The organism is Klebsiella sp. 2680 (genome assembly GCF_900198535.1).
Lineage (GTDB): Bacteria > Pseudomonadota > Gammaproteobacteria > Enterobacterales > Enterobacteriaceae > Klebsiella > Klebsiella indica.
On record NZ_FZNJ01000003.1, the window covers coordinates 670595 to 684508 of the forward strand.

Below are 13914 nucleotides of genomic sequence, written 5' to 3' on the forward strand. Positions count from 1 at the left end.
GCGTCTCCTTATCTCATCAGGCCTTGCTGACATTCCACAACCTCGCGGCTGCCGCCAGCCAGGATTTATAACCGCTGATCGCCTTACGGTGAGCGACAATATCCAGCCCCGGATAGAAGATAATCAGCGGGACATCCGCAATCATCAGTTGATGGAGTTTATCCGTCACGGCCTGGATTTGCGCCGGATCGTCGAGGGTAGCCAGTTTGTCGGTCATCGCAATAGCCTCGGGGTTCCCCCACACTTTGCGTTTCTGTTTGGCTTTGTCGCCAGTAATCTGCTCAAAAGCCAGCGCAGGATTGAAGCGCGCAGAGTAGGTGAAAGTCATCATCTGATAACGTCCGGACTGATAACGCTCCAGTTGCGTCGCCCACTCCATCGTGGTCACATGAGCATTGATCCCCGCGCCTTGCAGCATCGCCTGGATGATTATCGCCATATCAAAACTCGGCACGGTGGCGCGTTTATTGGCGATAATCTCCAGCGGTTGCCCCTTATAGCCAGCCTCTTTCAGCAGTTGCGCGGTACGTGCCGGATCGTATTTGTACCCTTGCTTCTGAACATTGCTGTAAAACGCCGAGGACACGGAAATATTGGAGTTGGACGCATGTGCCATATTCTGACTGGTACCAAGCGCGATCTGTTCGCTGTCAAGCGCAGAGGCTATCGCCTGGCGCAGCTTGACGTTTTTCAGCAGCGGATCGTTAGTCTGAATCAGCATGACGTGACGCTGGGCGTTCGGCGCCACTTCGAGGACGATATTGGGATCTTTTTTCAGGTCACTGCCGTCAATCGGGCTGACCTGGGCCAGATCCACGGCTCCGGATTGCAGACCGGCTTTCACCGTCGCCGCATCCGGGACGGTCATAAAGCGCACCTCATCCACCAGCGCTTTTTTACCGCCGACAAAGCCATCCGGTTTTCCCGGCAAAGCGCTGTAACCGGCAAATCGTTTCAGAGAAACATATTCGCCATGCTTCCAGTCACCAAACATAAAGGGGCCGGTACCTATCGGCGCAATCCAGGAACCATCTGACGCCACCGATTTCGGACTGATCACGGCTGCCGCGCCGCAATCAGTACGGGCCAGCGTATCAAGGAACAGCACCACCGGTTTTTCCAGCGTCATAACCACCGTGTTCTTATTCGGCGCGCTGACGTCAGTCACGTGAATCAGGCCACTGCCGTCAAATTCACGCAAACATCGCCACTGAGTTTTCGGATCGTTCCAGTGCTTCCAGCTCCACACCACATCCTGCGCCGTCATGGTGTCACCATTGTGAAATTTCACCCCCTCGCGCAGATGAAAAGTGTAGGTTTTCCCCCCATCACTAACATCCCATGATGAGGACAGCATCGGTCCGACCGTACCATTCTCACGATACCCGACCAGCCCTTCCACCACGTGCATCAGCACATCGTCGGTATTGCCGTCGCGGTTGACGCCGGGCTGACTGCTGCGGATATCCTGATTGAGAGCGAAACGAATAACTTGGGTGTCAGCCGCCTGCGCCATCACTCCCGGCATGAGCAGAGCCACCGCAAATAAAAACTTTTTCATACCAGCCTCTCTATTAGTTGAGCGTGTAACGCGTAAAGTTACGATTCAGCGCCGGAAGCGGCGCGACATCCATCACGCCATCGGCAGGAGTCATCACAATCATCGCCACCGTGGCGGACAAATCGCTGCTAAAACCAGGACGTGGCGGGCGGCACACCGAATAGGGGGAACCGAAATCATCAAAAAAGGCATTTTTCATCGCCTCTTCTCCGGGTTTTTCTATACCGTTCAGCAGTTCGCTAACGCGCCATCCTCGGTAAAGCGAATCGGGGGACGCTTCAATTCCCTCTTCACGAACTTTTCCACGCGCAGCTAAGCTGTCCCAGTGGTTGGCATGCACTAACAGACCGTTTTGCGGATACAGGGTGAAGCTCTCGTCCGGCGCGCATTCAAAGTCGATGGCGAAACCTTCTTTGGTACTGAGGATCATATTGTTGGAGCAGGACTTCGGCGTGGTGGCAACCACTCTCATCGCTAACGCCATATGTTGCTGTTCCAGCGCTTTACGTCGAATCAGCGACAGCGGGACACCCTGCTGCCGATAGTCGCGCTCACAGCGTAGATAGTTGGCGGTAATGGCGATGCCCGCGCTGTTCATACCGCTGCGGCCAAGCCCTCCGGCCTCAACGAAAGTCAGCACATCCGGTCCCTGCTCGCGTTTGATCTTCACCACCACGGAACTCTCTGCGCATTCGGCGCGCCAGTCCCAGTTCTGCCCGTGGATAAGTTTGCCGTGGCGGCTGCGCTCTGGCAGGATCACCGCGCCGGTACAGCCGTCTTTTATCGTGTCGTCATGCGGCGTGGTACAGCATTGCAGGTTGCGCGCCTGGGCGATCACCTCGGTGCGGGCATTAATCATAATAATGGCGTCCAGCGGCACGCCGGACGCGGCAGAAATTCCCCGCATCTCATCGAGATAATCGGCGTCGAAATTGTGGATGATGGCGCTGAAACTGTTGATAAGATCGTCGCGCTGCTCGCGGCGAATATGCAAAGCATCAAGCTGGTCACCATAGATGGCGACGCTGGCGTGAATTCGCGCTTTTGCCTGTTCGCCATACTGGCAACCGCGCTCATACGGTGTACCGGAAATTTCAATTAACGGAAAAGGTTGCGTCACGTTGTTTGCTCCTCAGCGATGTGTCTGCAAAACGCGCAGGAAGAAATCTTTTACCTGCTCCAGAACTTTCATCCCGTCATGACCGACGTTCGGCACAATATCCTGAACGGCGTCGACCCCCTGTTCGCGCAGGCTGTTCAACAAAGCCGTGTTGCGTTCGATACGGGTGGTTCCGGCATCATTACAGCCAGGCATGTAGTAGCGACCACCGGGTTTATGCGTAATTTCCCAGGTTTCGAGATCCACTTTCCCCACCACAAGCTGTACCGCCACTTCGCGTAGCGCACGGTAATTCAGTGGCTTACCGAACAGTTGCTCAAAGTTCTGCACGCCTGGCCACCAGGCCTTATTGTTATCAAGTAACGTAACGGACCCCGGCGCACCGATAGAGACGCCGAGCAATTTTTCAGGATGGATATAGAGAAAACGATGAGCAAAATGTCCCCCCCCTGAGTACCCAAACAACAGAAACTGGCCAAAGTCATACCCCAGTAAGGCACTGACTTCGTCAATCATCGCCAGCAGCACCAGGTCGTAGCGGATATCCTGTTCGATAATGTACTTAAAACCGTGAGAATTGCCGTCGCCCAGCGGCCCTACCGGGAACAGAGGCGCCAGAACGACACAACGGTTATAGCGGGCGAATTCGGCAAAAGCATCGCGATACTGGACCATCGAACGCCCGGTACCGTGCATCGCAACAATCAAACGGTACCCGTTCTTGTCACCATCAAAGCCCGGCGGGACATACAGGCAGTACTGAAAGCGCGGATCGCGTTGACTGGAAAAGATGGTAGTACTGCCACGATAGTAAAGCGCCATACTGCGCACGGCAGCATCTTCTGAATTCTCTTTAATATCATTTTGTTGCATAAATCTCTTGCCTATTTTGTCGCTGTTTAAATTCGATTCAAACATAAAACCAAAATTGGCGCCAATTTAAAAAACAATTTATTAACAAAAGATATGACTCATGCCACAATTCCCCTCCTGGCAGATAAAAAAACGATAACGACATTGTTTACGCTGGCGAAAAAACAGTGAACCCGCCATTATCAGAAGCGGGGACAGCAGCATAAAATCACAGGAAACAGCAGAAGGAACAGAAGATATGACGCACCGCAAAAGCGCACTGGTGCATGTCGCCAATCGCCTCGCGATGGACATCAATACCGGGGAATTTCAGCCAGGTTCATGGCTGAAGCAGGTTGAGCTGGCTGAACGGTATCAATGCACGCGCAGCGAAGTACGCCGGGCGTTGGATCAATTGGTTATTGAACGTCTGGTGCAACATGTCCCAAACCGGGGCTACCATGTTTATACGCCTAATGAGCAGCAACGCCGTAACATTTCTTCCATCCGGGCAATCCTCGAAAGCGCCTCGGCAGCCGATATCGTGGAGCATATTCAACCACAGCAGTTGGATACCCTGCGCCAGTGTGCGGAGCTGTTCGAGCACTACACCCAGTACGGCACGCTACTGCAGCAGTATGAATCTAATCTCAGTTTCCACCGCGCGCTTCTCGCCCCTTGCTCTAATCAGGACATGATTGAACTTATTTTTGAATTACGCAGCCGGGTACCTTCCGCAGCCCTGGGGCAATGGAACTCTCACGCCAGAATCGTTCAGTCATCAGAAGAGCATTTTGCAATGGTGGCCGCCATTGAACGGAAAGATGCGGCTGCGCTGGCACAACTTTTACGGCAGCACATCCTGCAGGAAGATAATCCCAGACGGAACGGGTAAAGAGGCTCCTCCGCCGACGAGCTATCGTTGTTCGGTTCTGTCCCGTTAGGCACGTTCCGCCCTGTTTCCTGTGCGGCCCTTTTGGCCTCTCCCAACATCGGTATGGCAATAAAAATCTGCCTCTCTGAGGCTGAATTTAACATCAAACTGCCAGCATCAGGCGGAGTCGCGTTACGCTTGACGTTTGGCAACGCGCTTTTCAGGAGGAGTCTACCGTTTGTGCAACCCTGGCTGGAGCCGCCAATACAACGGAAGGCGTTGCCGGAAATCGCAACGCCTTCTGTTTTACACGATACCCACAAGATATCGCCGTTTTTTCACACAATCGGCTCAGACCAGCGCCTGAAGCTGCTCCCGCATATAAGAAGTGAAGAACTCCGGGTTTTTGATAATAATGCGCTCGCCCGAGGCGATTTTATCCGCCCATCCGGCGACTTTTTTCGTGAACCCGCTATTCCACCCCTCTTTTTCACCTCGCGCCATCACATCGGCAGCGCTGGCTGGCACCCCTAACTCGTGCAAATATTTCAAAATTCCCTTAGCTGTACTTTCATCCATGGTATGAGGTACTGACGCCGACGTGTTCATACCGCCAATAAAATCCAGGGCTTTATCTATCGCTGTTGGCATGCTCTTATCCTTAAAATTAACCATGTCGTGAACTGCTTATACTATGGACCCAGGTCAGTCGGGGTATCAAAGAGATCGTTGCCTTTATTTGATTCAGACCGCAGTCAAACGCTTGCGTGGCGATTTTCTGCACAACGGGGGCCATGACTGCGGCCAGGACAAGCAGGGAAAAGACTACTCAACACGCTTGCGCTTAAACTGACTGGCGTCGATATCGTACTGCTTCATTTTGCGCCACAGGGTGGTGCGACCAATATTCAGCAGTTGCGACATCTCCTGTACCCGCCCGCTGGTGACGCGGGCGGCGTGAATAATCGCCTCTTTCTCAATGGCGCTAAAGGTCAGGCTGGCAGGCAACAGTGACGAGCTCACGTCTGCGCCAGGCCGTTCGGCAAACAGATACTCCGGCAGATTGCTCAGGCGAATATGGCCGTTATCGCTGCTGATGGCGATATTCTCAATCACGCTGTTAAGTTCAAAATCATTGCCCGGCCAGGAGTAGGCCACCAGTTGCGCCAGCGCATCATCATCCACCTTCAGCCGTGAGGAAAAACGCTTCTCCAGGCTCTTCAGGCGATTATGCACCAGCGACGGTATACTGTTCCGCCGCGCCCGTAGCGGGGGAATAATAATTTCAAAGGAGTGCAATGCGTAATAAAGCTGACGGCTAAAACGGTTTTGCTCCACCAGATTGGCGAGATCGACGGTGGTAGTGGCAATCACCTTAACATCCACCGGAATCAGTCGACGCGCATCAAGGCGCGTTAACACCCCCTGCTTGATCACCTGCAGCAGCGCGGATTGCAGCTCTGGCGCCAGATACTCTATTTTTTCCAGAAACAATGTGCCGCCATTGGCCAGCTCAAGACGGCTGAGACGACCATTTTCATCGTCCGTCGGCGCGCTGCCCATAAAATCCTGCCCCAGAACGCTGTCAGCATACAGCTGGCAGTTAACCGCGATATAGGGCCCGCCGCCCCGCTCGCTCTCATTATGGATAGCCTGGCTGAGCAACTCTTTGCCCACGCCTTCTTCACCGCACAACAGCACCGGAAAAGCGCCGCGCGCCGCCTGACGACCAAAGTGGATCAGCCGCCGGGTTTCCGGGTCGTCATCCGACATCTGTTCAAAGGTATGGCTCACTTTTCCCAACTGGCTGGTCATCAACTGGCGCATCTGTTCGACCGGATGCAACAGCAGAATAAAACTGTTGCCTTGCTCTTCGACAATCGGTTTAAGGGTAATGACCGCATCAACAAACTGATGCTGACTCTCGAAGGTGACTTCCACATGATTCAGCCCGCGTGCGCGCTTAATCGCCCGGCGCAGCAGGGCCGGGAGCGTCACCAGTTCGTTGATATTTTTCCCCTGGCTGGCCTGCGCATCAAGATGCAGCAGCGTCGCGGCCTGCACGTTAAGAAACTGCAAAATACCCTGTTCATTCCACGCCATCACCCCGTCGTCCATACTCTCCAGCAGACCGTACATCTGATTAAGATGACGATTGGACTCAGCCAACAGGCTATCGGTAAGCAGCGAGTTGCCCACTTCCCGCGCGATGGCCAGGGTCAGAGAGAGGTCAGCCACCGCCTGCTCATCGCTCAGGCAGCACAACGAAATGGAGCCAAACAGACGGCCATGGTTATCAAACACCGGCGTGGAGCTAAATGACCAGGCATGTAAAGCCTGTTTAAAGTGCTGAGCGCCCGTTGTTTTAACCGGTTGCCCAAGCATAGAAGCCAGCGAAAGCGCACAGCTACCAATAATGCTTTCTGCGCAATAGCTGCCGTCACGAAACCCCAGTTCCGCCAGTTGGGCGAGCGTCTGCGGATCGCCGCAACGGCTGAGAATACAGGCAGACTCATCGAGGATAAATAACGCGCAGGGACGACTATCCATAAACTCCCAGGCGTCTTCCAGCGCCGCCTGGCCAATCGTCAGCAGCGCTGTCTTACGCCGACAAATTGATTCAAAAGTCAGTCCCTGTGCCTGATGCGGCGCCCGCCAGGTGTCCCGCTGCATAAATTTGCTGCAGCGATGCCATGACTGGGTTATTACCAAAGGCAAGCTCTGCGTCTGCACCATCATATCCATTTCCGCTGTTGCATCCCCTCTCTCCCTTTCCGCGGCGGCGGCCAGAAAAGGAGGCCCCCCTCCTTCTCTTTAACGCACCGGGGCCGACGATAAATTATCGCGCCAGCCACTGCTGGCCCAGCAGATCGGCGGTCAGAATCGCCGCATAGACGCTCTGTGCGCTGACCGGGAACGGCATATTGTGGATGGTTTCGCCTTCGGCGCAGGTCGCTTTTGCTACCGCCTCGATTTTACCTTCGATCCCCTCTTTTTTGAGACCCATTTGCGCCAGCGTGACCGGCAGACCGACTTTCTGGCAGAAGTTCAGCACCGTTTCAATCTCTTCCATCGGACTATTTTGCAGCACCAGCTGCGCCAGGGTGCCAAACGCCACTTTTTCGCCGTGATACAAATGGTGGCACTCTTCGAGGATGGTAAAACCATTGTGAATGGCGTGCGCAGCGGCCAGACCGCTACTTTCAAAGCCAATGCCGCTGAGGTAGGTGTTCGCTTCAATAATACGTTCCAGCGCATCGGTCACCACGCCGGCCTGAGCGGCGAGACGGGCTTTTTCGCCTTCCGCGAGCAAGGTATCATAGCACAGGCGCGCCAGGCTCAGAGCCGCCGCCGTGGACTGTCCGCCCGCCATACTGGTGGCTCTGGCGTCGTAGCAGGCCTTCGCCTCAAACCAGGTCGAGAGCGCATCGCCCATTCCTGCCACCAGCAGGCGTACCGGCGCTTTAGCGATAATCGCCGTATCCATTACCACCATATCCGGGTTTTTCGGGTAGATAAGATACTCTTCGAACTCACCAGCTTCGCTGTAGATGACCGACAGCGCGCTGGTCGGCGCGTCGGTGGAAGCAATGGTCGGAATAACCACTACCGGCAGCTTCTGGTAATAGCCAATCGCTTTTGCCGTATCAAGCGTCTTGCCACCGCCAACGCCAACCACGCCGCGGCAACCATGCTGTTTCAGAATAGCGATCAGGCGATTGATTTCAACATGGCTGCACTCGCCATTAAAACGCTCCGCATGGCAACTGATGTTGTGGCTGTTCAGGCCATTCAGCACGTTGTCCCCCGCCAGCTTCATCACGAAATCATCGGCGATCACAAAAAAACTGTCCGCCAGGTTTTTAGCGTACTGACCAAACAGCGTGGATGCATCCGGGCCCTGGAGATATTTGGCTGGAGATTGAATAACTTTTAGCATTTCGTTCACCCTCAAATAAGTGCATGTTGTGACATGATGCGCCCCGGCATTTCCCCGTCCGGCCTCATATTACGTGCGGGAACCGACGTGCTGCCTGAGCGATGCCATCACTGTAGGGCGAGCGGCGGGTAAAAAAACGTCTCTCTATTTTGTCCCGATATGAAACGGAACGTAAAATTTATCGTTTCATATTGGAACACTAATTTGCAGGAAACGACGGGATTGCGATCCCGATCCGCTCATTTTCGGCAGAAGAGAGTCAATAACCTGATAAACATCATAGTTTATCTGCTTCATGCCCGGAAAAAGCGGCAAAATTAACGCTCCGGCACGCCGCTAATCCCGGTCAGGATGAGATAAAAAAATCGCCTGGCGTCGCATTTTCCCGCATTCCCCATCAAAAACGTTTCATTACGGAACAAAAAATAATAATTAGGTTTCGTAATGAAACTCGTTTGATGGCGATTTTTTTTTCCGCTAACTCAGCCAGAATCACTACATCGCCGGATATCGTCAGGCGGTAACCCCTACCCGATGACCGCCTCCGTCAGCAGAGAGGCCGCATCGAAACCTCCGACGGAGAATAAACAATGAAAAAACTGATTAACCGTGTCGAAGATGTACTGAGTGAACAATTAATGGGCCTGGCTAAAGCCCACCCTGAACTGACGCTGCATCAGGACCCGGTCTACATGACCCGCGCCGACGCGCCGGTAGCCGGAAAAGTGGCGCTGCTCTCCGGCGGCGGCAGCGGGCATGAGCCGATGCACTGCGGTTATATCGGCCAGGGCATGCTCTCCGGGGCCTGTCCGGGTGAGATTTTTACCTCCCCGACGCCGGATAAAATGTTCGAATGCGCCATGACAATTGACGGCGGCGAAGGCGTACTGCTGATTATCAAAAACTACACCGGCGACATTCTTAATTTCGAAACCGCCACCGAACTGCTGCATGAAAGCGGCGTGAAGGTCACCACCGTAGTGGTCGATGACGACGTAGCGGTAAAAGACAGCCTCTACACCGCCGGGCGTCGCGGGGTTGCCAATACCGTGTTAATTGAGAAGTTAGTTGGCGCGGCCGCTGAACGCGGCGACTCGCTGGAGGCCTGCGCCGAACTGGGACGCAAGCTCAACAATCTCGGTCACTCTATCGGCATTGCGCTCGCCGCCTGTACCGTTCCGGCCGCCGGACAACCTTCATTTGAACTGCAGGATGACGAAATGGAGTTCGGTGTCGGCATTCATGGCGAGCCGGGTATCGACCGTCGCCGCTTCACTTCACTCGATCGTACCGTTGACGAGATGTTCGATACTCTGCTGGAAAACGGCGCCTATAGCCGGACGCTGCGCCACTGGGATGGCACAAAAGGGGCGTGGCAGGACGTACAGCAGACGAAACAGGCGCTGCAAAAAGGCGACCGGGTTATCGCCCTGGTCAACAATCTCGGCGCCACGCCGCTGTCGGAGCTTTATGGTGTCTACAACCACCTGACGCAGCGCTGTGAGGAAACCGGCATCGTTATCGAACGCAATCTTATCGGTAGCTACTGTACCTCCCTTGATATGGTGGGCTTTTCCATCACCCTTTTAAAGGCCGATGACGAAACGCTGGCATTATGGGACGCCCCGGTCCACACCCCGGCGCTGAACTGGGGAAAATAAGGAGAACGACATGTCATTAAGCAGAACGCAAATCGTCGACTGGCTCTATCTCTGCGGCGAAATTTTCACCAAAGAGAGCGATTTTTTGACCGGACTGGACAGAGAAATTGGCGATGCCGACCACGGCCTGAATATGCATCGCGGCTTTAGCAAGGTGGTGGAAAAACTGCCATCCATTGCCGATAAAGACATCGGTTTCATCCTTAAAAATACCGGTATGACGCTGCTCTCCAACGTCGGTGGCGCCAGCGGCCCGTTGTTCGGCACCTTCTTTATTCGCGCAGCCCAGGTGACCCAGGCCCATCAGAGCCTGACCCTGGAAGAGCTTTATCAGATGATCCGCGAAGGCGCGGACGGCGTGGTCAATCGCGGCAAAGCGGAGCCGGGCGATAAAACCATGTGCGATGTCTGGCTGCCGGTGGCGGAATCGCTGCGTCAGTCCAGCAAGCAGCACCTGTCGATACAGAGCGCGCTTGACGCCGCATGCGAACGGGCGGAAGCCGCCGTTCACGCCACTATCACCATGCAGGCCCGCAAAGGCCGGGCCAGCTACCTCGGCGAGCGCAGCGTCGGGCATCAGGATCCGGGCGCAACCTCGGTGATGTTTATGGTTCAGATGCTGGCCGCGGCGGCCAAAAAGTAAGGGAAACGCGATGGTAAACCTGGTTATTGTTTCTCATAGTGCCCGGCTGGGCGAGGGTGTCGGGGAACTGGCCCGGCAGATGATAATGAATGATGGCTGCAAGCTGGCGATCGCCGCCGGGATTGACGATCCCGCAAGCCCGATCGGCACCGATCCGATTAAGGTGATGGAAGCCATTGAATCAGTGGCCGATACCGATCATGTACTGGTGATGATGGATATCGGTAGCGCCCTGCTCAGCGCCGAGACCGCGCTGGATCTGCTCGATCCAGCGATTGCCGCGAAGGTTCGCCTTTGCGCCGCGCCATTAGTCGAAGGCACTCTGGCGGCCACGGTCAGCGCCGCCGCCGGAGCCGGTGTCGATAAGGTGATCGAAGACGCCATGAATGCGCTGGAAGCAAAGCGCGTACAGCTGGGAATACCATCGCAACCGCAACACGACTCGGTTGCCGCCGTGCTGGCCGACGATCGTGATGCCCGTTCTGTTTCCGTGGTGATTAAAAACCACAACGGCCTGCACGTTCGTCCGGCTTCGAAGCTGGTCGCCGCGCTGGCCGGGTTCAATGCCGACCTGGTGCTGGAGAAAGGGGGAAAATGCGTCACGCCGGACAGCCTCAACCAAATCGCCCTGCTTCAGGTGCGCTGTAATGACACGTTAAGGCTGCTGGCCCGCGGCCCTGACGCCGACGCCGCGCTGGCGGCATTCCAGGCGCTGGCGGCAGAGAACTTCGGCGAAGCAGTAGACGCGTCCCCTGCGCTTCAACCCGTCACGGCCGCCCGCGTTCAGGGTGAAGTCGTGCGCTGTCCGCAGCCGCAGGCTATCGTCACGCGAGAAAAATGCGCCGATATCGGTCAGCAGCAGCTGCGCCTGAAACGGGCTATCGACCGGACGCTGGAGGACCTTAGCACTCTGGCGACCCAGGCAGAAGAGAAGTACTCTGCCGATATCGCGGCAATCTTCTCCGGGCATCATACCCTGCTCGACGACCCCGATTTATATGAAGCGGCATGTGATATCGTGCGCAGCGAACAGTGCTGCGCGGAATGGGCGTGGCAGCAGGTACTGAGCGATTTAAGCCAGCAATATCGCCATCTCGATGATGCTTATCTACAGGCTCGCTATATTGATATTGAAGATATTTTACAGCGCACGCTGCGCCATCTTGAAGGTGCCAGCGAATCGCTGCCGCGCTTTAACGCGCCGACTATCCTCGTTGCCGAGGATATCTTCCCTTCCACCGTTCTGCAGCTCGACCCGCAGCAGGTTAAAGGCATCTGCCTGCAGGAAGGAAGCGAGCTCTCTCACGGGGCGATCATCGCCCGTCAGGCGGGCATCGTCATGCTTTGCCAGCAACGCGATGCCCTGAAAACGCTACACAACGGCGATACCGTCACCCTTGATATCCCCGGCAAATGCATTATTCGCGGGTAGCTTTTACCTCACTTTGCCCCCGGAGGCGGGATCTCCGGGGGAAGCGCGCCGCGTAAATCTGCACTGCTGGCCTTCGCGCTTAGGGGAACAACAGGCACGGGAGGTTTCGCGACTTATTTGCTGTGCCAGTAGGCCTGAGAACGCACCAGCTGCGGGTCGATCTCTTCACCTTCAAAGCGCGCCAGCAGCGATTTCACCACCGCCCCTTCGCCGGTCACCCAGATAAAGTAATCTTCAGCCGGAACCACCACCTGCGCCAGGCGTTCAGCCACGGCGGACAGGTTATGTCCGACGATCCACTCAATATTAAAGCCACTAAGATCCGCAAAGTAATCTTTATAAGACTCATCGCCAATGCTGACGATCGCCGTCACCAGCGGACGCGTCGGGAGTTGTAGCAACCCCTGCAGACGGCGGCGTAACGCGGGCATGCCAGACTCATCACCCACGTACAACTGCCAGGCGTAATCTTCCGGCACCACTAATGACCCCCGCGGACCGCCGATCACCAGCTTGTCGCCCGCTTTTGCCGCCTGCGCCCAGCGGCTGGCGATCCCGCCATCGTGGATAAAAAAGTCATAGGCCAGTTCGTGACGTTCAGCATCATACAGCGGCGTATAGTCTCGTGCCGCCGGACGCACGCCCGCGCCCCAGTTAATGCCTTCATCCGTGACTTCCGGCGGGGTAAACGCTGTGCCGGCAGCGGGGAAAAAGAGCTTGGTATGATCATCAAACCCCCGGGAAACAAAGCCGTCCAGCGCCTCGCCACCCAGTACGATACGCTGGAAAGCGCTACCGATGCGCTCAACGCGCAGCACGGTTAACTCACGAAAACGCAGCTCGTTACGAACGCGTTGTGGGTATTTAGATTGATTGGTCGTGGTCATCTTCAGTCGCCTTCGTGAACAAAATAGATATATCTAAAAATCTTGCAAATGATAATGATTGCCGTTAAAAAAGAATGCAAGAATTTTCTTGATATAAAAATAACAAAAGGCAAAAAAAGATAATAACCAAAATTAAATTCTTATATATCAAATAAATAAAAAATAAATCTTTTTTCATATTGCGAGAAGATATTTTTTAGATATAAATTAGATATATCTAATATGGAGGAATGGAATATGAGACATCATCACGAAGAAGGGCGTGGACCGTGCGGGCACCGCGGGGAACACGGCGAACATGGCCGCAGAGGCGGCGGACGTCGGCAGCGTTTCTTTGGTCACGGCGAGCTGCGTCTGGTTATTCTGGATATCCTTACCCGTAACGCCAGCCATGGTTACGAATTGATTAAAGAGATTGAAACCCTGACCCAGGGCAACTACAGCCCCAGTCCCGGCGTTATCTATCCGACGCTTGATTTACTCCAGGATCAAGGTCTCATCAGCGTTGCCGACGAGAACGGTCGCAAAAAAATCGCCATTACCGCCGAAGGCAGCCAGCTGCACGCGGAAAACCAGGCGCAACTGGAGCATATTCACACCAGGCTGCAGGCGCGGATGGTGGGTTGTGAACTACGTAAAAATCCACAGATGAAGCGCGCGCTGGAGAATTTTAAGGCGGTACTGGATTTAAAGGTTAACCAGCAGGAAATGACCGAAGCTCAGCTAAAGCAAATCGTCGGCGTGATAGACCGCGCGGCAATGGAGATCTCCCAGCTCGATTAGGCGGTGCCCCGTACCAGTGCGTGGCGCCGCCTAATCCTCTGCCCTGCCGCCGGGCAATCTGCACCGCCGCGAAGCACGCGGCGCTCGCCCTCCGTCATATCGATTCGTGGCTGCAGGAGTAAAGCATGCCAATAAATTCACGATGAGATTAAATTTTGCTC

Annotated in this window: 12 protein-coding genes; 5 read left to right on the forward strand and 7 right to left on the reverse strand. The window is 55.0% G+C overall.

What is annotated here, in order from left to right; all coding sequences use genetic code 11:
* Positions 1-16: 16 nt before the first annotated feature.
* Genes FN037_RS16300 through FN037_RS16310 form a run of 3 tightly spaced genes read right to left on the reverse strand, consistent with a single transcriptional unit; the run spans position 17 to position 3554 of the window.
* The gene (locus FN037_RS16300) at positions 17-1561 is read right to left on the reverse strand and encodes an ABC transporter substrate-binding protein (protein ID WP_142502707.1); all 1545 of its coding nucleotides are present in this window, start codon (positions 1559-1561) and stop codon (positions 17-19) included.
* Between the two features lie 13 nt (positions 1562-1574).
* The gene (locus FN037_RS16305; protein WP_221887627.1) at positions 1575-2681 is read right to left on the reverse strand and encodes a C45 family autoproteolytic acyltransferase/hydolase; all 1107 of its coding nucleotides are present in this window, start codon (positions 2679-2681) and stop codon (positions 1575-1577) included.
* 12 nt (positions 2682-2693) lie between these two features.
* Positions 2694-3554 carry an alpha/beta hydrolase gene (locus FN037_RS16310; RefSeq protein ID WP_142502708.1) on the reverse strand — a complete coding sequence of 287 codons (861 nt, stop codon included), beginning with the start codon at positions 3552-3554 and terminating at the stop codon, positions 2694-2696.
* A gap of 238 nt (positions 3555-3792) precedes the next feature.
* On the opposite strand from FN037_RS16310, the gene FN037_RS16315 reads away from it, so the two are divergent.
* The gene (locus FN037_RS16315; RefSeq protein WP_138362478.1) at positions 3793-4428 is read left to right on the forward strand and encodes a GntR family transcriptional regulator; all 636 of its coding nucleotides are present in this window, start codon (positions 3793-3795) and stop codon (positions 4426-4428) included.
* Between the two features lie 330 nt (positions 4429-4758).
* On the opposite strand, the gene FN037_RS16320 is transcribed toward FN037_RS16315, so the two are convergent.
* The 3 genes from FN037_RS16320 to FN037_RS16330 all read right to left on the reverse strand — a co-directional run bounded on the left by FN037_RS16320 (position 4759) and on the right by FN037_RS16330 (position 8347).
* Complete coding sequence (locus FN037_RS16320) at positions 4759-5082, reverse strand: DUF1889 family protein (RefSeq protein ID WP_138362477.1); 324 nt, start codon at positions 5080-5082, stop codon at positions 4759-4761.
* Between the two features lie 150 nt (positions 5083-5232).
* On the reverse strand, positions 5233-7146 hold the full coding sequence (gene dhaR / locus FN037_RS16325) for a dihydroxyacetone kinase operon transcriptional regulator DhaR (RefSeq protein ID WP_142502709.1): 1914 nt from the start codon (positions 7144-7146) through the stop codon (positions 5233-5235).
* A 100-nt stretch (positions 7147-7246) separates the two neighbouring features.
* A complete protein-coding gene (locus tag FN037_RS16330) occupies positions 7247-8347 on the reverse strand; it encodes a glycerol dehydrogenase (RefSeq protein WP_142502710.1) in 1101 nt (366 codons plus the stop codon).
* A 590-nt stretch (positions 8348-8937) separates the two neighbouring features.
* Here FN037_RS16330 and dhaK point away from each other — a divergent pair.
* From dhaK to dhaM, 3 genes are read left to right on the forward strand one after another with little or no spacing between them, the layout of a single operon-like run.
* On the forward strand, positions 8938-10008 hold the full coding sequence (gene dhaK / locus FN037_RS16335) for a dihydroxyacetone kinase subunit DhaK (RefSeq protein ID WP_138362474.1): 1071 nt from the start codon (positions 8938-8940) through the stop codon (positions 10006-10008).
* A 10-nt stretch (positions 10009-10018) separates the two neighbouring features.
* The gene (gene dhaL / locus FN037_RS16340; RefSeq protein ID WP_142502711.1) at positions 10019-10651 is read left to right on the forward strand and encodes a dihydroxyacetone kinase subunit DhaL; all 633 of its coding nucleotides are present in this window, start codon (positions 10019-10021) and stop codon (positions 10649-10651) included.
* A 10-nt stretch (positions 10652-10661) separates the two neighbouring features.
* Positions 10662-12083: a dihydroxyacetone kinase phosphoryl donor subunit DhaM gene (dhaM, locus tag FN037_RS16345; RefSeq protein WP_142502712.1), complete on the forward strand. Its 1422-nt coding sequence runs from the start codon at positions 10662-10664 to the stop codon at positions 12081-12083.
* 113 nt (positions 12084-12196) lie between these two features.
* Here the strand turns inward: dhaM and FN037_RS16350 are convergent, their stop codons facing one another.
* Positions 12197-12970: a siderophore-interacting protein gene (locus FN037_RS16350; RefSeq protein ID WP_142502713.1), complete on the reverse strand. Its 774-nt coding sequence runs from the start codon at positions 12968-12970 to the stop codon at positions 12197-12199.
* A gap of 237 nt (positions 12971-13207) precedes the next feature.
* Here FN037_RS16350 and FN037_RS16355 point away from each other — a divergent pair, with 237 nt between their 5' ends.
* Positions 13208-13753, forward strand: a complete 546-nt coding sequence (locus FN037_RS16355) for a PadR family transcriptional regulator (protein WP_138362470.1) — start codon at positions 13208-13210, stop codon at positions 13751-13753.
* Positions 13754-13914 lie beyond the last annotated feature (161 nt).